This window comes from Staphylococcus haemolyticus (assembly GCF_006094395.1).
Classification (GTDB): domain Bacteria; phylum Bacillota; class Bacilli; order Staphylococcales; family Staphylococcaceae; genus Staphylococcus; species Staphylococcus haemolyticus.
Window position 1 is genome coordinate 1,585,381 of record NZ_CP035291.1, and the last position, 26,274, is coordinate 1,611,654.

Annotated in this window: 19 protein-coding genes; all 19 read right to left on the minus strand. The window is 33.4% G+C overall.

Going from position 1 to position 26,274, the window contains the following annotated elements:
• Positions 1 to 55: 55 nt before the first annotated feature.
• Positions 56 to 760, minus strand: a complete 705-nt coding sequence (gene ymfI / locus EQ029_RS07635) for an elongation factor P 5-aminopentanone reductase (RefSeq protein WP_011275919.1) — start codon at positions 758 to 760, stop codon at positions 56 to 58.
• On the minus strand, positions 760 to 2,049 hold the full coding sequence (gene yfmH / locus EQ029_RS07640) for an EF-P 5-aminopentanol modification-associated protein YfmH (RefSeq protein WP_016930682.1): 1,290 nt from the start codon (positions 2,047 to 2,049) through the stop codon (positions 760 to 762). The genes ymfI and yfmH overlap by 1 nt, the downstream gene beginning before the upstream one ends.
• A complete protein-coding gene (yfmF, locus tag EQ029_RS07645) occupies positions 2,049 to 3,323 on the minus strand; it encodes an EF-P 5-aminopentanol modification-associated protein YfmF (protein ID WP_011275921.1) in 1,275 nt (424 codons plus the stop codon). Before yfmF ends, yfmH begins: the two co-directional genes overlap by 1 nt.
• 25 nt (positions 3,324 to 3,348) lie before the next feature.
• The gene (locus tag EQ029_RS07650) at positions 3,349 to 4,065 is read right to left on the minus strand and encodes a GntR family transcriptional regulator (RefSeq protein ID WP_011275922.1); all 717 of its coding nucleotides are present in this window, start codon (positions 4,063 to 4,065) and stop codon (positions 3,349 to 3,351) included.
• Between the two features lie 3 nt (positions 4,066 to 4,068).
• Positions 4,069 to 6,486 (minus strand): DNA translocase FtsK, encoded by a 2,418-nt coding sequence (locus EQ029_RS07655; protein WP_011275923.1) that lies wholly within the window; start codon positions 6,484 to 6,486, stop codon positions 4,069 to 4,071.
• Positions 6,487 to 6,721: 235 nt separating this feature from the next.
• Complete coding sequence (gene rnjB, locus EQ029_RS07660) at positions 6,722 to 8,395, minus strand: ribonuclease J2 (protein ID WP_016930684.1); 1,674 nt, start codon at positions 8,393 to 8,395, stop codon at positions 6,722 to 6,724.
• A 207-nt stretch (positions 8,396 to 8,602) separates the two neighbouring features.
• Positions 8,603 to 10,705 (minus strand): polyribonucleotide nucleotidyltransferase, encoded by a 2,103-nt coding sequence (gene pnp / locus EQ029_RS07665; RefSeq protein ID WP_016930685.1) that lies wholly within the window; start codon positions 10,703 to 10,705, stop codon positions 8,603 to 8,605.
• A 135-nt stretch (positions 10,706 to 10,840) separates the two neighbouring features.
• Positions 10,841 to 11,110 carry a 30S ribosomal protein S15 gene (gene rpsO, locus EQ029_RS07670; protein ID WP_011275926.1) on the minus strand — a complete coding sequence of 90 codons (270 nt, stop codon included), beginning with the start codon at positions 11,108 to 11,110 and terminating at the stop codon, positions 10,841 to 10,843.
• Positions 11,111 to 11,223: 113 nt separating this feature from the next.
• Positions 11,224 to 12,195 (minus strand): riboflavin biosynthesis protein RibF, encoded by a 972-nt coding sequence (gene ribF, locus EQ029_RS07675; protein WP_057504883.1) that lies wholly within the window; start codon positions 12,193 to 12,195, stop codon positions 11,224 to 11,226.
• Positions 12,196 to 12,209: 14 nt separating this feature from the next.
• Complete coding sequence (gene truB, locus EQ029_RS07680; RefSeq protein ID WP_011275928.1) at positions 12,210 to 13,127, minus strand: tRNA pseudouridine(55) synthase TruB; 918 nt, start codon at positions 13,125 to 13,127, stop codon at positions 12,210 to 12,212.
• Between the two features lie 228 nt (positions 13,128 to 13,355).
• Complete coding sequence (gene rbfA, locus EQ029_RS07685) at positions 13,356 to 13,706, minus strand: 30S ribosome-binding factor RbfA (protein ID WP_011275930.1); 351 nt, start codon at positions 13,704 to 13,706, stop codon at positions 13,356 to 13,358.
• Positions 13,707 to 13,867: 161 nt separating this feature from the next.
• Complete coding sequence (gene infB / locus EQ029_RS07690) at positions 13,868 to 16,018, minus strand: translation initiation factor IF-2 (protein WP_053017402.1); 2,151 nt, start codon at positions 16,016 to 16,018, stop codon at positions 13,868 to 13,870.
• A 4-nt stretch (positions 16,019 to 16,022) separates the two neighbouring features.
• Complete coding sequence (locus EQ029_RS07695; RefSeq protein ID WP_011275932.1) at positions 16,023 to 16,340, minus strand: YlxQ family RNA-binding protein; 318 nt, start codon at positions 16,338 to 16,340, stop codon at positions 16,023 to 16,025.
• Complete coding sequence (gene rnpM, locus EQ029_RS07700; RefSeq protein ID WP_011275933.1) at positions 16,337 to 16,621, minus strand: RNase P modulator RnpM; 285 nt, start codon at positions 16,619 to 16,621, stop codon at positions 16,337 to 16,339. Before rnpM ends, EQ029_RS07695 begins: the two co-directional genes overlap by 4 nt.
• 25 nt (positions 16,622 to 16,646) lie before the next feature.
• The gene (gene nusA / locus EQ029_RS07705; RefSeq protein WP_011275934.1) at positions 16,647 to 17,879 is read right to left on the minus strand and encodes a transcription termination factor NusA; all 1,233 of its coding nucleotides are present in this window, start codon (positions 17,877 to 17,879) and stop codon (positions 16,647 to 16,649) included.
• A gap of 20 nt (positions 17,880 to 17,899) precedes the next feature.
• The gene (gene rimP, locus EQ029_RS07710) at positions 17,900 to 18,367 is read right to left on the minus strand and encodes a ribosome maturation factor RimP (protein WP_011275935.1); all 468 of its coding nucleotides are present in this window, start codon (positions 18,365 to 18,367) and stop codon (positions 17,900 to 17,902) included.
• A gap of 168 nt (positions 18,368 to 18,535) precedes the next feature.
• A complete protein-coding gene (locus EQ029_RS07715) occupies positions 18,536 to 22,852 on the minus strand; it encodes a PolC-type DNA polymerase III (RefSeq protein ID WP_016930687.1) in 4,317 nt (1,438 codons plus the stop codon).
• A 260-nt stretch (positions 22,853 to 23,112) separates the two neighbouring features.
• Positions 23,113 to 24,813 (minus strand): proline--tRNA ligase, encoded by a 1,701-nt coding sequence (locus EQ029_RS07720; protein WP_011275937.1) that lies wholly within the window; start codon positions 24,811 to 24,813, stop codon positions 23,113 to 23,115.
• Between the two features lie 18 nt (positions 24,814 to 24,831).
• Positions 24,832 to 26,118 carry an RIP metalloprotease RseP gene (gene rseP / locus EQ029_RS07725; protein ID WP_011275938.1) on the minus strand — a complete coding sequence of 429 codons (1,287 nt, stop codon included), beginning with the start codon at positions 26,116 to 26,118 and terminating at the stop codon, positions 24,832 to 24,834.
• Positions 26,119 to 26,274: the final 156 nt, after the last annotated feature.

The following is a 26,274-nucleotide window of genomic DNA, read 5'->3' on the forward strand; positions in this document are numbered from 1 at the left end:
CTATAGCTAATAGAATAGTGACGTTAAATGCTATCACATCCTCAATTGTCACAACTTAAATGTACCAAGCGCCGTTTACTTTTTGAACAGTTCCAGTAATACTTTTCGCCAAAGGATTCCATAGATAAGCACACGTATGCGCAATTTCACAAGGATTGATCATTCTTTGCTGAGGTAATTCTTCTAATATAGCTTTCAATTCATCTGAATTAAAAACTTGTGACATATTCCCACTTACAAAACCAGGCGTGATAGCATTAACAGTGACATTAGTCATCGCTAATTCTTGACTTAACGCTTTGACGAAACCGATTTGTGCACTTTTCATTGCCGAGTAAATTGTTTCCATACTCGCACCTGTTTCACCCCAAATGGATGAAATAACAATAATTCGACCAAACTCACTTTGACGTATTAAGTCTATAAAATAACGACAACATCTAATTAACTGCTTAACATGAATGTTATAACTAAGATCAATATCTATATCTGACATATCTTGCAATAAGCCATACAAAGCTGTACCACTACTGTATATCAAACAATCTAAATATTTGATATGAGCAAAGGTAGTTTCCAAATCAATATTTTGCGTCAAATCAGCTTGTATAAATTCGACTGCTTCCCCTTTGTACTTATCTTGTAATGCTTTTAAATCTGATTGAAAATATTGAATAATTACTTCATTACCTTCTTCTAATAAACGCTCTACAATTGCTGTTCCAATAGTGCCTGACCCACCAAGTACTAACGCTCTCATTAAGCTTTAGGCTCCAATCGACTATCAACCATATTATTGATATTTAAAAATTTAGTGGCAGTTTCGTTAATACTATCTAATGTTATATTATCTATAATATCTAACATATCGAATACACTGACGCCCTCAAAGTATAATTTAGAATATTGGTTTGCAATATATTCAGGTGAATTCAAACTTGAAATAAATTCCCCAATAAATTGTTTTTTCAACAATTCAAATGCTTCTTGATCATCAAGATTACCACAATACTTGTTTAGCTCACTTAACAACACTTCTTTTAACTTATCTGGATATTGCGTTGCACTTGTAATAATTGAAAAACAATATGTAGGTTCGAGTACAAATTGATATCCAAAAGTTTCGTCTATCAAATCTTCATTTAATAAAGTCTGATAAAATTCAGTTTCCTCACCAAATATTAATTCGAAAAATAGTGTCATTTCTAAATCATGTTGTACATATTCATGTGGTGACGCTTCAGTTGGTTCATTTTTAAAACCTAACATTAATCTAGGAGATTGTAATTTCATTTCTTCTGAAACAAAAGGTGTTATAACATTTGTTGGTTCATCAACAGTTGCTCGTTCAATGCTAGGCTGGTTCGTCTTATCCCTTTTATTTTCATGAGTTTCAACTATGTCACGTATGTTTTCAGGATTGACATCTCCGACGACAAATAACACCATATTTGATGGATGATAAAATGTTTCATAACATAAATATAAATCATCTTTAGTAATGTTATAAATGCTTTCAACGCTTCCTGCTATATCAACTTTAATAGGGTGCTTTTGATACATAGCACGTAAAGTATTAAACATAATTTTATAACCAGGTTGCTCCTGATACATCTTTATTTCTTCAGCAATAATACCTTTTTCTTTATCTACCGTTTCCTTAGAAAAGAAAGGCGTTTCAACCATTTCTAGTAATCTTAAAATATTCCTTTCAACATTATCTGTTGCACTGAACAGATAGCTAGTGCGATCAAAACTAGTAAATGCGTTTACTTGAGCATTGTCATTGGCAAATGCAGTGAATAAATCTTCAGTATCATCTTTCTCAAATAACTTATGCTCTAAAAAGTGAGCGACACCGTCTGGTACGGTCACAAAATCATTTTGATTATGAGGTTTGAAAGTATTATCAAGAGAGCCAAATTGAGTAGTATACGTTACAAATGTCTTTTGGAATCCATTTTTGGGGATAACAAATAAACGTAAACCATTAGTTAATTCATGTTCAAAAACACGTTCATCAATCAGTTCATAGTATGTTTCCCTCATTAAGAATGATCCCCCTTTGTAAGTACATATATGGTATCTAGTTCTGCTTTATTAGCCATTGATATCACATCATCCTTTGTTACTTTTTGAATGTGATCTATGTAGTTTTCATCTGTTTGCTCATAATCTAAAAGCAATTGATTCTGCATGACCTCGATAATACTTTTCGGTCGATCAGCAATTTCATGTCTATGTGAAATAATAATTTTTTTAGCAAGTTCTAATTTATCCACGTCAAATTCACCACGTTTAAACTTATCAAACTCCTCTAAAATTGTATCTTTAGCAAGTTCATATTTATCTGCTGAAACACCGCTTAATACAAAAAGATAACCGTTTTTACCATCTAATTGAGAGTGTATTGAATATGCTAGACTTTGCTTTTCACGCACTTCATTAAATAATACAGATGATGGATCGCCACCGAACATCGTGTTTAATACAACCAATGCATAATAATCATTTGACCCGAATCGTGTTGGAAAACGATAACCCATATTTAATTTAGCTTGATCGACTTCATCTTCTTCAACTATATATTGTGTTTCAGAACTTGTATCTTTTAAATTAAGTTGATTAGTTTTCGCCATTTTAAATGGATTAATCGTAAATTTAAATTGAATTAATTGTTCAACTTCTTGTTTATTTACGTTACCTACTACATAAACGGAACATAGGTCATTACTAATCATGTTTTGATATGTATCATACAAATTTTCAGGTGTGATTGTACTTATTTTTTCAATCTGACCTGTCGCTAAGTGACGATAAGGTTCATCTTTAAACATATATTTTAATAAATTCAAGAAAGAATATTGTGCTTTATTATCAATTACAGCTTCAATTTTCTTTGATAATAATGATTTTTCTTGATTTACAAACGTTGTGTTAAAGGCATTATTCTCTATAAGTGGATTCATTATCACTTCATATAGTACATTTAGCCCTTTTTCAAATAGAGGTGTTGAATCTTTTAAATAGCGTTCATTAACTATTTCTAACGAGATAGTGATAACGTGTTTATCTTTAAATTTTGAGACAAAACTATGTATGTATGCACCATATAGTTCAGATAGATGTTTACTAAATGCTTTATCCGTGGACCATTTTTTTGTAGCACGTATTAACAACTTGCTTAACAATGATCGCGCTGTAATAGTTTCATATTCTAAAGGTGCCATAAATTTAAAGGTAATCATAGTTGTCTTAAATTTATCTGTAGGTAACACATCAATATGTATTTGATGCTCATTATTGGTTTGTTGTTCTATCATTCATCCACACTCCTTAATATTGTTTCTATATTTTTGTGCGCGTCAGTTTAAATTTAACTAGACTGCTTTTCACATAATTTAATGAGTATAAAATAGGTTTACCCATTTCGTCATAATGTACAACCTTTAATAGCATTAAACCTTCATGTGGATATGCGTTTAGAATATCAGAAATATGTGGTTCATAACTAATGGCTTCAACCTCTGTTTCAGCTGAAGCGACTTTATGTCCCGTATTAGTCTCTATTGCATTTAACATAGAACCATCGCTCACTTGATAATCTGAACATGTTAGATAATCTTCTGCGATTTTATCTAAACAATAAATTACTGGTTGATGATTGGCAGTACGCAATCGTTCAATGATTGTAATAGGTTGTTTATCATTGATACCTAACATTTGTGCATCCAGTATGGAGGCAGGCTGTTGCTCTAAACTTAAATATTCCGTACCTGAGTGGTAGCCAGCTTCTTTGATCATATCGTTGATGCTAAATAATTTATTCAATGGATAGAAGAAAGGGTGCAATGTTTTTACGCTTGGTCCTTCTTCAAAGTTATCTGTCAAAACTTGTTCAGTTATGAGTTCACCAATCGCTTCATAGACATCATCAGTTTTTACATTTAATTCTCTAGCAATCGATAAATTGCTAGGTAGTTTATCACCAGGTTTTAAAGATTGTTCTTTAATCTGCTTAAGAATATATTCTTTCACTTTAAAAGCTGAGTTTAACTCTGTCATCATTTACACCTCTTCATCATCTAAATTTACTAATACTTGTCTAGGTTTACTGCCCTTTTGTGGTCCGATAACTTGGTTACGTTCCAAATCGTCCATTAATCTAGAAGCACGATTATAGCCAATCCTAAATTGTCGTTGCAATAGTGAAGTACTAGCTTTCTGTTGTTCAATTACAAATATATATGCATCTTCATATAAAGCATCTTCACTCTTCATTTCTGATTTATCTACTGGCGCATCTGGTTCCATTTCTTTCACATAATTTGCTTTTTGTTGTTCAACAACATAGTTAACTACATCTTGCACTTCTTGATCACTTAAGAAAGCACCTTGTACACGCGTTTGAGCTGATTCACCATTTCCTACATATAGCATATCACCTTTACCAAGTAATTTCTCAGCTCCACCAGAGCCTATAATTGTTCTAGAGTCAGTTTGAGAACTTACTGCGAACGCAATACGTGATGGTATATTATTTTTGATTATACCAGTGATTACATCTACAGATGGTCTTTGAGTAGCAACAATTAAATGAATACCTGCTGCTCTAGCCATTTGAGTGATACGTTGAATTGCGTTCTCTACTTCTTTTCCTGCAACCATCATTAAATCAGCTAACTCATCTACAATGACTACTATATAAGGTAATTCTGCTTGTTTTTCATCAAGTTCTTCATTCTGACGGCGTATAAATTTATTATACCCTTCAATATTACGTGTAGATGAATGCTGGAATAAATCATATCGTCGTTCCATTTCAGCAACTACCTTCTCTAATGCTTGAGAAGCTTTGTGTGGATTTGTAACTACCGGTATTAATAAATGTGGCACCCCATTATAAACATTTAATTCCACCATTTTAGGATCAATTAACATAAGTTTAACTTCATGAGGTTTTGCATTTAAAAGAATACTAGTAATAATGCCATTGATACATACTGATTTACCACTACCAGTTGATCCTGCAACTAATAGGTGGGGCATTTCATTTAATTGAATTGTCATTGGTTCACCAGAAATATCTCTACCAAGTCCAACTTCCAGCTTATTACTCGCTGGGAATTTAGATTCAAGAACTTCTTTAAGCGTAACTAAAGAAATCTTATCATTTGGTACCTCTATACCAACAGCTGAGCGACCTGGAATTGGTGCTTCAATTCGTACATCTTTTGCTGCCAAAGCGAGTGCAATATCATTATGCAAATTAACAATTTTACTAACCTTAACCCCTTGGGCTGGTTGGATTTCATATTGTGTAACAGCTGGACCAATTTTAATTTGCTTAACTTTTGCATTTACACCAAAATTTTTCATTGTTGATTCGAGTATCTGGCCTTTACGTTGAACTTCAGACTTAGATGTAGATTGCTGCTTAGCTGGCTGATTAAGTAATGATAATGGAGGAATGTGATATGCCACATTTGACTCTTCACCAGCTTCGGAAATTGTTCCATTCATTTGATGATTATCATTTGAATTCGACTCTGGTAAATTTTCATCCTCTAGATTTGTTCCATCGTTACTACTATTCTCTTTATCAATATCTTCACTATTTAAACCAAAACGTCTTTTCTTACGTTTATTAGTAGTTGTTTGTTTACTTTCTTGCGATTCACTAGGTCCATATATAGGAATATCTTCTGGTTCAGTACTAACTTCAGGGAAGTCACTAACATCTTTGATTTGTTCTGACTCAAGTTGTTCTTGTTCTAATTGATGTTGTCTTAGGCGTTCACGCTCTTCTTCTTTTTCACGTTGACGTTCTTCTTTTTTAAGTCTGTTTTGCTCTCTTTTTACTTTGAAATTAGATGATGCACTTTGACTTGAGTTTCTCATTTTATCAATTGATGCTTTAACAACATCTCTATGTCTAAGTTTAAGCAATAAAATAATACTAGAACTTAATAAAATTAATGTAAGGATTATGACACCGGCAATTGAAATGAGTGGAATAAATATTTTAAGTAAATAAAATCCTATTAATCCCCCACCAAAATTCGGAAAATGACTATGTTCATAAGCCTTATACACATAGGATAAAACAGGTTCTCTTTCAGATGCTGCACCTTTTTGAAAATGATAAATAATTTGTGTTGTAATCAATAAGACAAATTGTAATGATATTAACCCAAAAGTCCGTCTTGTTTTAGGAAATTTCTTCTGCATTGCAATATAGACTGTAATCAAACTTAGTAATATGTATGTTAAATAGCGACTCATTCCAAACAAATAATTGAAAAAGCTATCAATCATTCGACCAACAATTCCTAATTGGAACATTCCCAAAACCGACAAAATGACTATAATGATTGCAACGATATAGCGAATTGAGCTATCTTTTTTCTGTTGCTTTTTCTTAGTCGATTTACGAGCTATTGCACCCTTTTTACGAGTTGTTGTTTTTTTCTTAGTTTGTGGCAAAATAGTACACCTTCTTTATTTCTCACTTAATATTTCTTCAAATACAAATATTTATAGTATTCCGATATGTATTAATAGTATTTTTAAAAGTATGAAAGAGGTTGGAACAATACCAACCACATTTAGACTTATCGTCATAAACTAAAGTGAATAATTTAAGTAATGAGTTTACATAACCTTTTAAATTATTACACAACTGTGATGTTGTCCCGACCTCTTTTTGATTGTATATATCTTAAATTTCTGAAATAACTGGAATAATCATTGGACGACGTTTTGTACTTTCAAATAGTAATTTACTGATTTGATCTCGCATATTCTGTTTGATGTCAGACCATTCAATACGTTTCTCTTGAAGACCTGCTTCAACAATTTCACGAACCTTATCTTCTGCTTCCTTCATTAGTTCTTCACTTTCACGGACGTATACAAAGCCACGTGATTGAATTTCAGGACCAGCAGCAATTCGTCTATTTTTCGGATCCAATGTAACAACTGCAATAAAAATACCATCTTCTGCAAGTAAATGACGATCTCTCAATACGATATTACCGACATCTCCTACACCAATACCATCGATAAGAATATTGCCAGAATTAACTTTCTCGTTTAATACCATATCTTTACCATCGTAATGAATAACGTCTCCCTTTTCGACTAAGAAAATTTTCTCCGGCGCCACACCAGATTCGTTAGCCAATTTAGCATGCGCAATTTGCATTTTAAATTCACCTTGAACAGGGATAAAGTATTCAGGTTTCATAATATTAATCATCATTTTTAATTCTTCCATGCAACCATGACTAGATGCATGAATCTTTTTATTGTTAGGAATAATATATGCACCTGCGCGCACTAATTCATTTAGTGTATCAGCAATGATAACTTCCATATTAGCTGATGCTGTGATTGCTAAATATACTGAATCGCCTTCTTCAATATTCATTATTTTGTGTTTCTGTTGGGCCATTTGGCTCAATGCTTCGATAGGTTCGCCTTCCATACCAGTGGCAATAATTACGACTTCATTTTTAGGATAATTTCCAACTTCGTTAATAGGGATTAACAAGTCTTTAGGAATGTCAAAATATCCCATTTTACGTGCAATATTAAACGAACTTTCAAGCGAACGACCTAAAAAGGAAACTTTACGATTTAGTTTACTTGCAGTGTTCAAAACTTGTTGAATTCTAATAAAGTTTGAAGCATAGCATGACACAATTAAGCGTCCTTTTACTTTCGCAAAAGCATCGTAAATGTGTGATTCTATAACATTCTCAGGTGTATTATATCCTGGTTTCTCAGCTTCTGTAGAGTCACTGATTAATGCGAAGACACCTTCTTCACCTATTTCAGCCATACGTTTGATATCTGGCGTGTAGTGTCCTTGTAAACTTTGATCAAATTTAAATTCACCTGTATAAACGATTGAACCGTATGAAGTATGAATGCAAATTCCTAAACTATCAGGAATGCTGTGTGTAGTGTTAAAGAAAGTAATATTAACATTTTTAAATCTCATTACTGAATCATGATTTACAGTATAATAACGTACTTTCTTTTTAACATTACGTGACTTCATATTTTCTTTAACAAGTGCTAACGTTAATTTAGAGCCATATACTGGTGCATCAATTTGTTCTAAAATGTAGCTAACTGCACCAATAGCATGTTCATGACCATGGCTTAGAAAGATACCTTTTAGTTTTTCTTTATTTTCAATGACATATTGAATGTCAGGAATTACAATATCTACACCTAACATTTCATCTTCTGGGAACATTAACCCCGCATCTAACATAAACATTTCATCGTCTACTTCAACGATATACATATTTTTTGCGATTTCGCCGACACCACCAAGTGGAATGATGCGAATATCGTCATTCTTTTTTTTCACTAAACTCAAAATGTTACCTCCTATTATAAAATCCCCGTCCATATAAACTCATAATTTATTATAGTTTAATTTATGTTGGATGTACACTATTAAAGTATTTCTTAAGGCATTATAGTAACAATCGAATTTAGTATTAGATATTATATAATTCTTAATTTTAATGATTTCTGTAAACTAATAAAAGACTAGGATGATAATCTCCTAGTCTTAAAATTATTATTTATTTTCATCTAATGCTTTATGAGAAGCATTTACGCGACCTTGTTTGTCAATTTCAGTTATTTTCACTTCAATTGAATCGCCTATACTTAATACATCCTCTACTTTATTAATACGCTCTTTTGAAATTTGAGAGATGTGTAATAAAGCATCTTTACCGGCAAACAATTCAACAAAAGCACCATACTTTTCAATACGTTTAACTTTTGCATTGTAAACTTGGCCTACTTCCGCTTCACGTGTGATATCTTCAATAATTTCACGAGCACGGTTAATCATGTCTTGATCGATTGCACCTATGAAGATTGTACCATCTTGTTCAATATCTAATTTAACCCCAGTTTCATCAATGATTTCATTAATTTTCTTACCACCTGGTCCAATTACGTCTCTAATTTTTTCAGGTTTAATATGCATTATTTCCACTTTAGGAGCATAAGCACTTAATTCTTTACGAGGTTGATCAATTGTTTGTAACATGTGATCCATTATCGCTAATCGACCTTGTCGAGCTTGTTCTAGAGCTTCTTCAATGACTTCACGTGTTAAACCATCAATTTTAATGTCCATTTGTATCGCAGTGATACCTTCTTTTGTACCTGCAACTTTAAAATCCATATCTCCTAAAGCATCTTCCATACCTTGAATATCCGTAAGAATCGTATAACTATCTTCACGTGTGACTAGTCCCATTGCTATACCTGCAACAGGCGCTTTAATTGGCACACCAGCATCCATCAAAGCTAAAGTTGAACCACAAATTGATGCTTGTGAAGATGAACCGTTAGATTCTAATACTTCACTTACAATACGTACAGTGTAAGGGAATTCAGTTGTATCTGGAATAATGTATTTTAGTGCTCTCTCGCCTAATGCACCATGTCCAATCTCACGACGACCAGGTGCTCTAACTGGGCCTGTCTCTCCAACAGAGAAATTAGGGAAGTTGTAATGATGCATGAATCGTTTTTCTTGTTCAGGACCTAGTCCATCAATAAGTTGATAATCACCTAATGCTCCTAATGTTAATACAGATAAAGCTTGAGTTTGTCCACGTGTAAATAAACCTGAGCCATGTGCTCGTGGCAATAAACCAACTTCAGATTCAAGTGGTCTAATTTCATCTGGTTTACGCCCATCAGGTCTAATTTTTTCATCAGCGATAAGACGACGTACTTCTTCTTTAACTAAGTCATTTAAAATTGCATAAACTTCATCAATTAACAATTCATTTTCAGGATCTGCTTCGTCAACAAATTCAGTTGCAATTTCAGCTTTTAACGTATCCAAGTTTTCGTCACGTTGTTGTTTATCAAATGTTAGAACTGTTTCTTTTAAGCCTTTTTCTTCAGTAAGTGTTTTAACTCTTGAAACCAGTGCTTCATCACGTTCTACAGGTACAAATTCTTTTTTAACAGGCTGAATGTGAGCTACCACTTCTTCTTGGAATGCTACTAAACGTTTGATTTCATCATGTCCGAAGAAAATAGCTTCTAACATTTCTTTCTCAGTTATTTCACTTGCACCAGCCTCTACCATGTTTACAGCGTCTTTATGGCCGGCAACTTCTAGGTCTAGACGTGAAACTTCTTTTTCCTCAACGGTAGGGTTAATTACATATTTACCATCAACATAACCTACATTAACACCAGCAATTGGTCCTTGGAAAGGAATATCTGAAACACTTAATGCCATTGAAGAACCTATCATAGCAGCCATTTCAGGCGAACAATCTGGATCAGCGCTTAGTACTGTGTTCATAATTTGAACGTCATGTCGATATCCTTTAGGGAAAAGTGGTCGAATTGGTCTATCAATTAAACGTGCAGTTAATGTTGCTTCGTCTCCTGGACGACCTTCACGTTTTTTAAATCCTCCTGGAATTTTACCAGCAGCATACATTTTTTCTTCATAGTTAACTGTTAATGGGAAAAAGTCACCATCACGAGGTTCTTTAGATGCTACAGCCGTAGATAATACAACCGTATCTCCATAACGTACTAAAACTGCACCATTAGCTTGTTTTGCTAATTGCCCTATCTCAATCGTTAACGATCTTCCAGCCCACTCAGTTTTAAACACTTTCTTTTCTTGAGACATTATGAATCTCCTCTCTGAAATCTATTAACTACATCATATCATTTATTTTTCAAATTTTATATTAGTGATTTATATTAAACGATAAAAAAAGGAAAGTACCAAACTAAATGGTGCTTTCCTCTTAATATATAAAAATTAACGACGAATACCTAATGATTTAATTAATTCACGGTAACGTTGAATATCTTTACCACGTAAGTAGTTTAATAAGTGACGACGACGACCTACCATTTTTAATAATCCACGACGTGAATGGTGGTCTTTTTTGTGTTCACGTAAGTGTTCGTTTAACGCAGCGATTTCTGCTGTTAAAACAGCGATTTGTACTTCTGGTGAACCAGTGTCAGTTTCGTGCACGCGATATTCTTTGATAATTTCATTTTTACGTTCTTGAGTGATTGCCATAATTAAATTCCTCCTAAAATTTGTATACACCTTAATCTGAGCTAGGCGTCGGAGTCTCAACCCGCCAAGATAAAGGAATAATATTTATGAATTCTATTTTCTAGAACTCAACTTTAAATATTATACGATACATCATCACCGAAATCAACTGAAAGTAAGTATTTCGCTTTTTCTTTATCATTATTCATTTGTTCAACTAATGGATCAATACCATCAAATTTAACTTCTGGTCTTAAGTAATGATGCCAATAAACAATAACACGTTCACCATATATATTGTCATTAAAATCAAAGATATTAACTTCAATCACTACTTCAGCTTTAGAAGGATCGTGAAAAGTAGGTTTAACACCAACATTAGCTACACCACGATAGATTTTATTTTCAGCACCTATTGCCATACTAACAGCATAAACCCCTTTTTTAGGTAAAACATAATCATCACTAGGTTGAACATTTGCCGTAGGAAAGCCAATTGTACGTCCACGTTTCTCTCCTTGAACTACAGTGCCTTTAATTCGATAGAGATAACCTAACTGTTCATTTACCTTTTTTAAATTCCCTTCTTTCAAAGCTTCCCTAATTGCAGTAGTAGAGATTTTTTCAGTTTCCATTTCTTGTTTACCAACTATTGTAGTACTAAATTCATCCATTTCATTTAATACGGACATGTTACCTTTTCCGAATTTACCGTAAGTAAAGTCAAAACCAGCAATTACTTCTTTAACACGATTATTAATAATATAGTCTTGAACAAACTCTTCTGCTGTTACACTCGCAAATCGTGAAGAAAAATTAATAACAATACAATAATCCACGTCGTGCTGTTCAATCATTTCAAGTTTATCTGAAAGTGGTGTTAAATAATCCGTGCGTTTACGTTCAGGATTTAACACAACAGAAGGATGAGGATCGAATGTTGTTACTGCCTTTTTTAGATTTTGCGCTGCAGCACGTTCATCCAATGCTTCAAACACTTTATGATGACCACGATGCATGCCATCAAAAAAGCCAAATGCCATCGCAACGTCTTCTTTTATCAATTGATCTTCTTGAATTGGATGGGTTACTTCTATCACTTTCATAACTTTAGACTCCTTTAATTAAATACTTTTTTAGGTTTTATTTCATGATTTTTTTCCGGATGTTGAATATAAATTGCCATTACTTTCTCCGTCTCAGAATCAATAAAGACAAGTTGTTGTTCAATCGTTTGATTAAATTGTTTTTTATTAAACTTTTGTCCATTTAATATTCTAGTTTTTATATTTTCATCAGAAACATAAATTTTCGGCAAACTTTTCAAACCATATTCTAAAGGAAATAAGTGTGGTTGTAATGTGTCTTGCTCATGTAATTGAGAGATTTGATCTAATGTTATACTATCTTTAATGTCAAACCCACCTGAATTTATTCGTGTCAATAGCGACATGTGAGCTGGATACCCTAATTGTTTACCAATATCCGTTGCTAATGTGCGAATATATGTACCTTTACCACACTTAACCTCAATATTAAAATGACATTTCCCATCTTCGAATTGAAGTTCAGAGGTGCGTGCTATCGAATCTATATTTACTTTACGAATTGGTCGTTCAACAGTTTCACCTTTACGTGCATACTCATATAACTTTTTACCATTTACTTTAACAGATGAATACATAGGTGGAACTTGTTCTATAATTCCTTCAAATTGTTTTAAAACAGCGTCTACTTCGTTTATATTTATTGCGTTTGCTTGTACATCTATTTTATCAATAACTTCTCCTGTTTGATCTTCCGTTGTCGTACTTTCCCCTAGAGTTATGGTAGCGTTATAAGATTTTCCCATATCCATCACATAATCACTTACACGAGTGGCAGTACCAATACATACTGGCAATACCCCAGAAACTTCAGGATCTAATGTCCCAGTATGACCTATTTTCTTAGTTTTTAAGATTTTTCTTAGCTTAAAGACGACATCATGACTCGTCAATCCACGCTCTTTATATACAGGTAAAATACCATTATACATTTTTTCACGTCCTTCAGTTTTAAGTACACTTATGTATCATAACTTATCTGACTTAACTTGTGTTATTTAATATAAAAGTAATAACACTAATTCGTATATCATATAGCTAAATTGGTAAATTTTTAATTACTTTAATTTTAAAAAAAGAGTAGAACTGAAATTATACTAATTTCAATGTCCTACCCCTTAACTATTTAGTAAATTTGCTGTAATTAAGATAATAAATAATTATCTATCTTGCTTATGCAAATCTTGAATCATTTTCTCGATTTTATTACCATACTCAATTGATTCATCATATTCAAAGAATAATTCTGGAACGATACGCAATCTCATTCTTGAACCTAATTCAGATTTAATAAATCCTTTCGCTTTGTCTAAAGCTTTAAACGTATCATTAACTTCTTTTTCGCTACCTAAGACTGTAAGGTAAACTTTTGCTTGAGATAAGTCATTTGTTAAGTCAACGTCAGTAATAGTGATAAACCCTACTCTAGGATCTTTAACTTTATTATTAACGATATCCATAATTTCTTTCTTCATTTGTTCGCCTACGCGTTCTGCTCTCATGTTATTCATTTATGTCACCTCAATATTTGATGTTACTCTTCTTTGTTATTTTATTCACTATTTAAGTTAGATTCAAACGCATTATCTTAAAGAAGTAATATATTGTAAAGTTTATCATTTAAAAAGGTGGACGGTTTCTCCACGTCCACCTATACATATATTGTTAAGTCTTATCTTTCGATTTCAACCATTTCGAATGCTTCGATAATGTCGCCTTCTTTAATATCATTGAATTTTTCAATTGTAATACCACATTCATAACCTTGAGCTACTTCTTTCGCATCATCTTTGAAACGTTTCAATGTATCTAATTCACCTTCAAATAGAACAATTCCGTCTCTAATAATACGAACACCCGCATTACGAGTAATCTTACCTTCAGTAACATAACTACCAGCAATTGTGCCAACTTTAGACACTTTGAATGTTTGACGTACTTCAGCTTGTCCGATAACTTGTTCTTCGAATTCAGGATCAAGTAAACCTTTCATAGCTGATTCAATTTCTTCAATAACATTATAAATAACGCGATGTAGTCTCATATCAACGTTTTCAGCTTCTGCAGCACGTTTAGCACCTGCGTCTGGACGCACATTGAAACCGATAATAATACCATTTGACGCATTAGCTAATGTAACATCTGATTCATTAATAGCCCCAACAGCAGTGTGAATAATACGTACATTAACGCCTTCTACATCGATTTTCATAAGAGAAGCTGCAAGTGCTTCAACAGAACCTTGAACGTCACCTTTGATAATCACGTTAAGATCTTTCATTTCACCTTGTTTCATTTGTTCAAATAAGTTGTCTAATGAAACATTTTTACTTTCTTGACGTTGTTGGATAACGCTTGCTTCATGACGCGCTTCACCAATGCGACGTGCTTGTTTTTCGTCTTTGAAGATAACGAAGCGATCACCAGCTAATGGCACATCATTGATACCTGTAATTTCTACAGGTGTAGAAGGGCCTGCTGATTTAATTCTTTGACCTAAATCATTAACCATCGCTCTAATTCGTCCATATGTGTTACCTACAACTATTGAGTCACCAACATTCAATGTTCCGTTTTGAACTAATAATGAAGCAGCTGGACCACGTGATTTATCTAACTCCGCTTCAATCACAGTACCTACAGCTTGTTTATCAGGATTAGCTTTTAATTCTTGGACTTCAGCTACTAAGCCAATCATTTCTAATAAATCATCAATACCTTCACCACTTAATGCTGAAAGTGGAACAAAAATTGTTTCACCGCCCCAATCTTCAGGGATCAAACCGTACTCAGTTAATTCTTGCATAACACGGTCTGGGTTTGCAGTAGGTTTATCAATTTTATTTACAGCTACTATAGTAGGAACGTTAGCCTCTTTTGCATGGTTAATTGCCTCAATTGTTTGTGGCATTACACCATCATCAGCTGCGACTACTAAAATTGTGATGTCCGTTACTTGAGCACCACGTGCACGCATTGTAGTAAATGCTGCGTGTCCAGGTGTATCAAGGAATGTAATTTTTTTACCAGCATTTTCAATTTGATAAGCACCAATATGTTGCGTGATACCGCCTGCTTCTCCAGCTGTAACTTTAGTATGACGAATTGAATCAAGTAATGTTGTTTTACCATGGTCAACGTGTCCCATAATTGTAACTACCGCTGGGCGTTCAATTGCATCTGGATCAGCTTCTTCTTCATCAAAGTAAATTGATAAATCTTCTTCATTTACCACCACTTCTTTTTCAAGTTCAACACCATAATCATCCGCAATCAATTCTAGTGTTTCTTCATCAAGTGCTTGGTTAATATTAGCAACGATGCCTAATAAGAATAATTTTTTAATAATTCCTGATGATTCAATATTTAATTTATCAGCTAACTCGCCAACTGTAATGCCTTCCTCATATGTGATTTTAGAAGGCATTTCTTTTGGTTCAGCTGCCGGTTTGTTATTTTTGTTACCTTTGTTGTTTTTATTATTTTTATTGTTCTTATTGTTTTTGTTATTTTTATTATTTTTGGCATTATTTTTGTTATTATTATTGCCTTTTTGATTCGCGTTACCTTTGTTGCTTTGTTTGTTATTATTTTTATTGTTGTTTTTGTTTTGTTGTTTTTGGTGATTATTTTGAGTGTTTTGTTTTGTATTATTGTTACTTTCTTGTTGTCTAAACTTTTTATCAAGCGTTTTAATTTGATCGTCCTCTAACGCTTGCATATGGTTTGAAACTTCTACATTCATATTTTTCAACTCGTCTATAATCTCTTTACTCTTAACATTTAATTCTTTCGCATATTCGTAAATTCTTTTTTTACTCATATAATCACTCCTTACAATATTCATCTATCATCGACGTAAGCTTAGTCGCAAACCCAGAGTCTATAACTCCAATGTTTACACGTTCTGACTTGCCTAAAGATTGTCCTAATTCTGCTCTTGTACTAAAGATTCTAAATGGAACATGATATGATTCACATTTATTTTTTATATTCTTTACAGTATTTTCTGAGGCATCAGATGCCATGATAACAAGCTTTATATTATTTTTCTTGATTTCAGTAAGCAATACAGACTCGCCAGACTTTACTTTACGGGCTCTCATTGCTAAACCTAAAAAGTTTAAAATTTGTTCTTTGCTCATTTAGGAATCTCTTCTCTATATATCAAACGTATAATTTCTTTATAAACAGGGTCTAGCTTCTCAGAATCTGCATTAAAATATCTTTCAAGTACGCCTTTTTCTTGGGCTGCTTCTACACTTTGAACATCTTTTGAAACATAAGCGCCTCTACCTTGTTGTTTGCCAGTACCATCAGCAAAAATGTCGCCTTCTTTGTTAATAACAACGCGAATCATATCTTTTTTGGGACGCATTTCATTTGTAATAATACATTTACGCATTGGAATCTTTTTCTTCTTCACTTAATTACTCACCCCAATTATCTGCTTATACGTCTTTTTCTTCACTGTCTGCTTCTTCATTATTTTCAGAAGTTTCATCGATATCTGCCGCTAATTCTGCAGTAGTTAAATTTGATTCCTCTAAATTAACATCATCAATTTCAATATCTTCATCATCTGATTCTGATAAAACGATGTCTTCAGCTAATTCTTCAGATTCAATCACAGGATAAATTCCCGCATCACGAGCATCAGTTTCTGATTTAATATCAATTTTCCATCCAGTCAATTTTGCAGCTAATCGTGCATTTTGACCTCTCTTACCAATAGCTAGTGACAATTGATAGTCAGGAACTACAACAACAGTAGATTGATTGTCTTCGTCAACGATAACTTCCAATACTTGTGAGGGACTTAAAGCATTACGTACAAATACTTTAGGATCTTCATTCCATTGAACGATGTCGATTTTTTCTCCACCAAGTTCTTCAACTACAGCTTCAACTCGAGCACCTTTTGCACCAACACATGCGCCTACCGCATCGATATCTGGATTATCAGAATAAACACTAATCTTAGAACGATCACCAGCTTCACGTGCTACTGATTTCACAATAACAGTTCCATCATAAATTTCAGGAACTTCTTGCTCAAATAAACGTTTTAACAAGCCTGGATGACTTCTAGAAACGTAAATTTGTGGTCCCTTAGTTGTCTGTTCCACTTTATTAACATAGACTTTAATACGTTCGTTAGGAATATATTTTTCGTTAGGACTTCTTTCAGCTTCAGATAAGACCGCTTCAATTCTACCTAAGTTAACATAAACGTAACGATGGTCAACTCTATCGATAACACCTGTTAAAATATCATCTTCTTTATCAATAAATTCAGTATACAGAATTTCTCTTTCAGCATCTCTTAGTCTTTGCATTACTGCTTGTTTAGCAGCTTGTGCACCAACACGACCAAAATCTTTTGGTGTAACATCTTCTTCGTAGATATCACCAACTTCATATGCTGGATTTTTAACTAATGCTGTACTTAAATCTACTTCGTCTCTGTCATCAAATACTTCTTCTACAACTTCTTTACGTGCTATAACTTTAAAAGTACCTTCATCCATATTTAATTCTACACGTACGTTTCTAGCACTATCATAGTTCTTTTTATATGCAGTTATTAAAGCTGCTTCAATAGCATCGATTAATACTTCTCTAGGGATTTTCTTTTCTTTTTCTAAATATTCAGTTGCTAATAAAAGTTCATTACTTGCCACAATTATTCCTCCTCATCACGTTAAATCATTACAGCGTGACGTGCTTTTGCAATTTTATTTCTTGGTATTTCAATTTGTTTTGTTTTAGCTTTTTCTTTAACTTCCATCGTGATTGTGTCATCATCAACAGCTTTTAAAATTCCAAGCCACTCTTTATCGCCTTCAATTGGCGCATATAATGATACAAATACTGGTTTATCAATTGCATTGTGATAATCTTTTTCTTTTTTAATTGGACGTTCCGCACCTGGTGATGCTACGTCTAAGTAGTACATATCTGGAATTGGATCATTCTCATCCATTGCCTCGCTGATTTTTTCAGAAGCAAGTGTGCAATCATTTAAATTGACACCGCCCTCTTTATCAATAGAGATTCTTAAGAAATGATCTTTCCCCTCTTTAGTGTATTCAACTTCAACTAATTCAAAATTCAATTCGTCTAAAATAGGAGTTATGATTGTTTCTACTTCCTCAGTGATTTTACTCATACAGGCCTCCTTTTTCGGCAAATAGAAAAGAGCGGGTATATGCCCACTCTTTCTGCCTGAGTCTAATTTTTTACGCAACTTAAGTATATCACACTTTAATTCCTTAAACAAATGTCTATATCTTGCGTCACAGAGACTACTAAAATACTTTTGATCTTGGAATATAAATTACATATCAAAAATAGACAATTGTGCCTTATCTGGAAGATTAGGTAAAGAACCTAAATCATCAAGATACTCAATTATTTTTTGAGATAATCCAGCCTTTTTATTTAAATCTTCTTTAGATAGGAATGGACCATCTTCTCGCGCTTCAACAATACGTTTAGCAACATTCTCTCCAAGTCCAGGTACAGAAATAAATGGAGGAATTAAAGTATCTCCTTCAATAATAAAGTCAAATGCCTGACTTTTCTCTAGACTGATTGGTTGCATACGGAATCCGCGGTGAGCCATTTCATTCATAATTTCTAAGACAGTAAGAACATCTTTTTCTTTTTTACCGAGGTCCATGTATCTTGAATACATATCTTTGACTGTATTCTTTATGCTTTCTTTGTCTTTAATCATAGTAATTAAATCAAAGTCTGATGCACGAATTGTGAAATAAGATGCATAATAATAAAGCGGATGATGTACTTTGAAATATGCAATTCTCACTGCCATTAGTACATATGCGGCTGCGTGAGCTTTAGGGAACATGTACTTAATTTTCAGACAAGAATCTAAATACCAATCTGGTACATTATTCTCTTTCATAGCGTCTATCATTTCTTCAGTTAGACCTTTACCTTTACGCACTGATTCCATTGTTTTAAAGGCCATTGACGGTTCTAATCCTGCATACATTAAATAAACCATGATATCATCACGACAACCTATAACGCTTGATAAATCACAAATACCTGAACGAATCAATTCTTGTGCATTACCTAACCAAACATCAGTACCATGAGATAGTCCTGATATTTGTACAAGTTCTGAAAAAGTTGTTGGTTTCGTATCTTCTAACATTTGTCGAACAAATCCTGTACCAAATTCAGGTACACCGAATGTTCCAGTCTTACAAAGTATCTCCTCTTCAGTTACACCTAATGATTCAGGACTACTAAAGATTTGCATTGTCTCTTTATCATCTACTGGAATGGTCTTAGGATCTATACCAGATAAATCTTGTAACATACGAATCATTGTAGGATCATCATGTCCTAATATATCAAGTTTTAAAACATTATCATGGATGGAATGGAAGTCGAAATGCGTTGTCATCCAAGAAGCGCTTTGATCATCTGCAGGATATTGTATCGGGGTGAAATCATAAATATCCATGTAATCAGGAACTACTATAATCCCACCTGGATGTTGTCCTGTTGTACGTTTTACACCTGTACATCCTTTAACCAGACGATCGATTTCCGCACCACGTTTATGGATACCTTGGTCATTTAAATAGCCTTTAACATATCCAAACGCCGTTTTTTCGGCAACTGTACCTATTGTTCCTGCACGGAAAACCTTGTCTTCCCCGAAAAGCACTTTAGTATAGTTATGAGCGTTTGGTTGGTACTCACCACTAAAGTTCAAGTCAATATCGGGAACTTTATCTCCCTTAAATCCTAAGAATGTTTCAAATGGTATGTCTTGCCCTTCTTTAATAAGTTCAGCACCACAAGTGCTACATTGTTTATCAGGTAAGTCAAACCCTGAACCTACAGACCCATCATCAAAGAATTCACTCGTTTTACAGTTAGGACAAATGTAATGAGGTGGCAATGGATTAACTTCAGTTATTTCAGTCATTGTTGCCACAAAACTAGATCCAACCGAACCACGCGAACCTACTAAATATCCATCATCTAGAGATTTTTTAACAAGACGTTGTGAAATTAAATAGATAACCGAGAAACCATTTCCGATGATACTTGCTAGTTCTTTTTCAAGACGATCGATTACGATTTGTGGTAAATCTTCACCATATAATTTTTTGGCATTCGTGTAGCTTAGTTCACGAATTTCTTCATTTGCTCCATCCATACGTGGCGTAAACAATTGATCTTTAATTGGAATAACTTTTTCAATTCGGTCCGCTAATTCATTTGTGTTTTTAACAACTATTTCATGTGCTTTTTCTTCGCCTAAAAAGTGAAACTCATCTAACATCTCATCTGTCGTTCTAAAATGCGCTTCTGGTAAAGTTGAGCGATTCAAAGGATTACCAGGTTGAGATGCGATTAAGATTTTACGAGCAATTGCGTCATGTTCATATAAATAATGCGCATTTCCTGTCGCTATTACTGGAATACCTGTACTTTCTCCAGCTTTTAATATACGTTCATAAATTTCATAAAGTGTTTCAGTATCTCTAATGAGTTCTCTATCAATAAGATCTTGATACAGTTTAGGTGGTTGTACTTCAATAAAATCATAATATTTAGCGATTTTTTCAACTTCCGATTGGTCTCTCTGCATTACAGCAGTGAATAATTCACCTTCATCACAAGCTGTTCCAACTAGTATGCCTTCACGGTATTCATTTAATAATGAACGTGGAATTCTAGGAGTTCGATAATAGTATTTAACTAATGAGGCACTTACAATTTTAAATAAGTTCTTTAAGCCTTCCTGTGTTTGAACAATTAATGTCACATGTGTCGGACGTGCACGTTTATATGCATCTTCATTAGACAGTTTTTGATTAATGTCTTTATGATTTGTAACTCCTAACTCTTTCATTTGCTGAACCATCTTAATGAAGATATAAGCTGTAGCCTCAGTATCATAAATAGCTCTATGGTGTTGAGTTAATTCTACACCATACTTTTTCGCTAAAAAGTTTAATCCGTGTTTACCATATTCAGTATTAATCGTACGTGATAGTTCTAAAGTATCAATGACACCATTCGTTGATGGCCCAAAGCCAAGTCTTTCATAGCCAGTGTCAATAAAGCCCATATCAAATGATGCATTATGTGCTACAAATATAGCATCCCCAACCCACTCTTTAAATTCAGTCAATACTTCCTCAATCTCAGGTGCATCAGTCAACATATCATCAGTAATGTGAGTTAAATTAATGATTGTTTCTGATAATTTTTCGTGTGGATTACTAAATCGTTCAAATTTATCAATAATTTCCCCGTCTTTAACTTTAACGGCGGCCAATTCTATAATTTGATCGTATTGGTTTGAAAGTCCAGTTGTTTCAACGTCAAATACAACATAAGTTGCTTCTTTAAGATCTCGATCTGTTGGTTTGTAAGCAATAGGTACTCCGTCATCTACGAGCATACCTTCCATACCATAAATCATTTTAATACCATTTTTTTCAGCGGCACCATGAGCATCAGGAAAGGCTTGAACGACATTATGATCTGTAACTGCTATCGCTTTATGTCCCCATTTTGCAGCTTGATTAACATATGCACTTATATTAGGAATACCATCCATTTGACTCATTGATGTATGTAAATGAAACTCTACACGCTTTTCTTCAGCTTTATCTTGCTTAGGTGTCTTTTTGATTTCTTCTATATCAGTCATCATCATTACTAAATCTCTTACAAACGTGTCTTCTTCAATACGTCCTTGAGCGCGTACCCATTTACCTACACTTAGTGCCTTAAAGTGATCTAAATCATCTTTATTTTTTCTTGTAAACATCTTAAGTACAAGAGAATCTGTGTAGTCTGTGACTTTTAACTCAACAATATGACGACCACTCTTTAATTCTTTTAGGTTAATATCAAATATAACCCCTTCAATCGCTACTTTGAACTCTTCCTCAATGATTGATTCAATTGGTTTTATATTATCAATTTGTATCGGTTTACCAATTTGACACTTATCAACATTACTTTCATTGTTATCTTGTTGTTTCGCTTTTTCTGCTTTGATTTTTTCAATTTTTTCAGTTGCTTCACGAGCACTTTTTTCATCTTCTTCTTGAATATGTGCTTCTAATGAAGCTAAATCATCATAAGAACTTGAGTCGTCTGTTTCAAAAACAACTTTATCAATATCAAAACCACATTTACGAAAAGCTTTTACTAAGCTACCATTACATACTTTGTCAAAGTGATTTCTTTCGATGTCATTAGAGGTCATTACTTTCAACACATTACCAGACATAATTAAACGCTTCTGTTTAAGTTGACCTTTTACTTTAGGTGAAAGTGCAGTGTGTTCTATACAATGACCAAAATATTTGATAGCATGCTCATCTTGATTACTTGTATCTTGAATTGTAAAATGCCAATCAACTTTGGCAATTTCTTTAAATTCTTCAGTAATCGCATTAGTGAATATTAAATAATCTTCATGTGATAGAAAATATGGCAATGTAATTTGAAATTCCCACGTTCTATTTTTATTTGACACATCTACTCGCGTTAATTCACCTTTTTCAATTATTGTTTGATCTAGTTGATTGGAAACTTTAATCTGGTCAGCGAGTACTTTGAATTTTTCTTGATTCGTCATTGCCATGACAGATAACCACCCTTATATCTAACTAATTTCTCAATTATATGTATACGCAACGTGTTATTGATCTAACTGCAAACTTGATATCCATTATACTACTTTGCCATGTGCTTTTCATATGTTTCGTTTTAAAATTTTTAGTAAAAAAAGAGGTTTAGACAAATATGAAATTGTCTTAACCTCATTTAGCATTATGCATTGAAAATCCATGTTGAACAAGTGAAATCAAGTACATTCATCAAATTCAACTTAGTCTTAGCAAATTATAAATTACTATAAAGTGTAGCGATATGAGTGTTTAAATCGTTAATATGAACTTCTTCGCTTTCACCAGTTTGACGTACTTTAACTTCAACGATACCCTCACTAGCATTTTTACCAACTACAATTCTTATTGGAAGACCGATTAAATCTGCATCATTAAATTTAACGCCAGCTCGATCTTTACGATCATCATAAAGTACATCATATTGTTGTTGTAATTCTTTATACAATTGATCACCTAATTCTAGTTGTTCATCCTTTTTAGGATTAATAGTAATTAGATGTAAATCAAATGGTGTAACTGATTTAGGCCAAATAATACCATTTTCATCATTATTTTGTTCAACAATAGCACTTAGCGTTCTTGAAACGCCTATTCCGTAGCACCCCATGATTAATGGCTTAGCTTTACCTTGGTTATCTAAGAATGTTGCGTTCATTGCTTCTGAGTATTTAGTTCCTAACTTAAATACTTGACCTACTTCAATGCCTTCTGCAAATTTCGCTTCGCCAGAGCCATCGCTTAATGTTTCTCCTTCTAAGATAAAGCGGAAATCTCCAAACTCATCAACCTTGAAATCTCGATCTAAATTAGCATTAATATAGTGGGATCCATCCTCATTAGCACCAACGACTAAATTATTTAAATCTCTGACATAATTATCTGCAAAAATTCTAATATCTTTATCATGAACTGGTCCCAGTGAACCAGGATTAGCACCTAATAAGTTAACAATCTCTTCTTGAGTAGCCATTTCAACATTATCTGTTTCAAAAAATGCTTTTACTTTGACATCATTTAATTCATGATGACCACGTATTAAGAACATAATGAATTCTCCATCAATTTTAAAAATCATTGATTTAACAATTTCATCAACCGGACGGTTTAAAAAATCAGCTAATTCTTGAGCAGTTTTAACATTAGGTGTTTCAACCTTTTCTAGTTCTGCTACTTCTGTATGCTTTTCATTTGGATGATAAACGACTTCCGCTTTTTCAATATTAGCTGCATAATCACTATGCTCACTATATACGATAGTATCTTCACCAATTTCACTTAAGGCCATGAATTCGTGTGTGTGGTTACCGCCAATTGCACCTGAGTCTGCAACCACTGGTCGAGCATTGATGCCAACACGTTTGAATATACGGTCGTAAGCATTGTACATATCTTGATATGTTTCATCTAAAGATGCTTCATCAGCATGAAATGAATACGCATCTTTCATAATAAATTCTCTACCTCTTAACAAACCAAAGCGTGGACGTTTCTCATCTCGAAATTTAGATTGTATTTGGAATAACGTTAAAGGCAATTGTTTATATGATTTAAGTTCATCTCTAACGATAGAAGTCACTACTTCCTCATGTGTAGGACCTAAAGCAAATTCACGTCCATTACGATCTTTTAAGCGCATTAACTCTGGACCGTATGCACCCCAACGACCTGATTCTTCCCAAAGTTCTGCTTGTTGAAGTGCAGGCATTAAAATTTCAACGGCATCAATGCTTTCCATTTCTTCACGGATGATTTTAGAAATATTATTTAACACACGAGATGCTAATGGTAAATAGCTATAAATACCACTTGTACTTTGTTTGATTAATCCTGCTTTTAATAATAATTGGTGACTCAATGCTTCTGCTTCAGCAGGGACATCTCTCCTAGTTGGTATGAAAACTTTCGATTGTTTCATCACTTAATCCTCCTTATTTTACAAGAAATAACGTTGTATATCGTTCCAAGTTACTAGAACCATTATAATTAAGACAAAAATAGCACCAGCAGCTATTATAATTGTTTCTGCTTTTTTATTAACTGGTCTTCTGAAAATTGCTTCATAGATAACAAATAAAATTCGACCACCATCAAGTGCTGGAATTGGTAATAAGTTCATTATACCTAAGTTAACACTTAATAGTGCAGTGTAGTATGTTAAAGCAATGATACCCTGCTTAACTACAGAGTCAACATTATGATAAATACCCACTGGACCATTTAACATATCAAATGAGAATTGACCTGTGAATATACTTGCAATCATTGTTCCTACAGCTTTAAAGATTAATGTACTGGCACTAACAAACTGATCAAATCCTAGCGCAATTGGTTTTATTAAAGTATGTTCTTTCTCTGGTTGGAAACCTAAAATGTACGTCGTCTCAGAATTTAATTTAGTTTGCTTAATAACTTGCTTTTTAGGAGTTATGTCCACTGTCTTTGTTTGATTATCTCTTTCAAATTTTATAGTTGTTTTATTATCTTTAATTTTATTTGCTGCAGACTGAATGTCATCAAAACTCTTTGTTTTATATTGACCTACTTGAACGATTTTATCTCCGGATTTTAATCCTGCTTGTTGCGCTGGATAGTGATCAGCTAATTGCCCCACTGAGGTAGTAGGTGTTCCTTGGAAATAAGCTAATGCGATAAATAATATTAAGGCTAATATAAAGTTAAATAATGGTCCTGCAAATAACGTTAAAAATTTGGGTAAAGGTTTCTTATGTGCAAATTGTCGATGTCGCGGAGCGATTTGAATTAAACTACCATTCTCAACAAAATATGCTTTTTCAGCAATATTAAAATGATGTCGCTCATTATCATATGAAGTAATACCTTCAATGTACAAATCATCCTTGAAGTCACATTGTTTAACTTCAATTGCTTCTATCTTTTGAAATTTATGCTGATCATCTAAAATTATGTGCGTAATCTCATCTTTATCATTAAGTTTTACTTTAACATTCATACCTGGTTCAACTGGTGGCTCTTCTAAACCGTCTCCAGCCATTCTTACATAACCACCTACAGGTAATAAACGGATGGTATACAAAGTTTCGTTCTTACGGAAACTAAATATTTTTGGTCCCATACCTATCGCGAATTCAGGACACATTATTCCAGCACGCTTAGCAAAGAACATGTGACCATATTCATGTACCGTAACAAGTACACCAAACACGATCATAAATGAGACAATAGTGATTAAATAGCTCACATGATACACCTCAATTAAATTAAATTTCTACTTTTTTCATTAGAACGATGTAGATTATCTATGATTTGGTTAAATTATTCAAGAATTTTACTTTTAATAAAAGGAGTTAAGAATTACATCATCTACTATGTCTAGTCAAATGTGCACTCAATAACT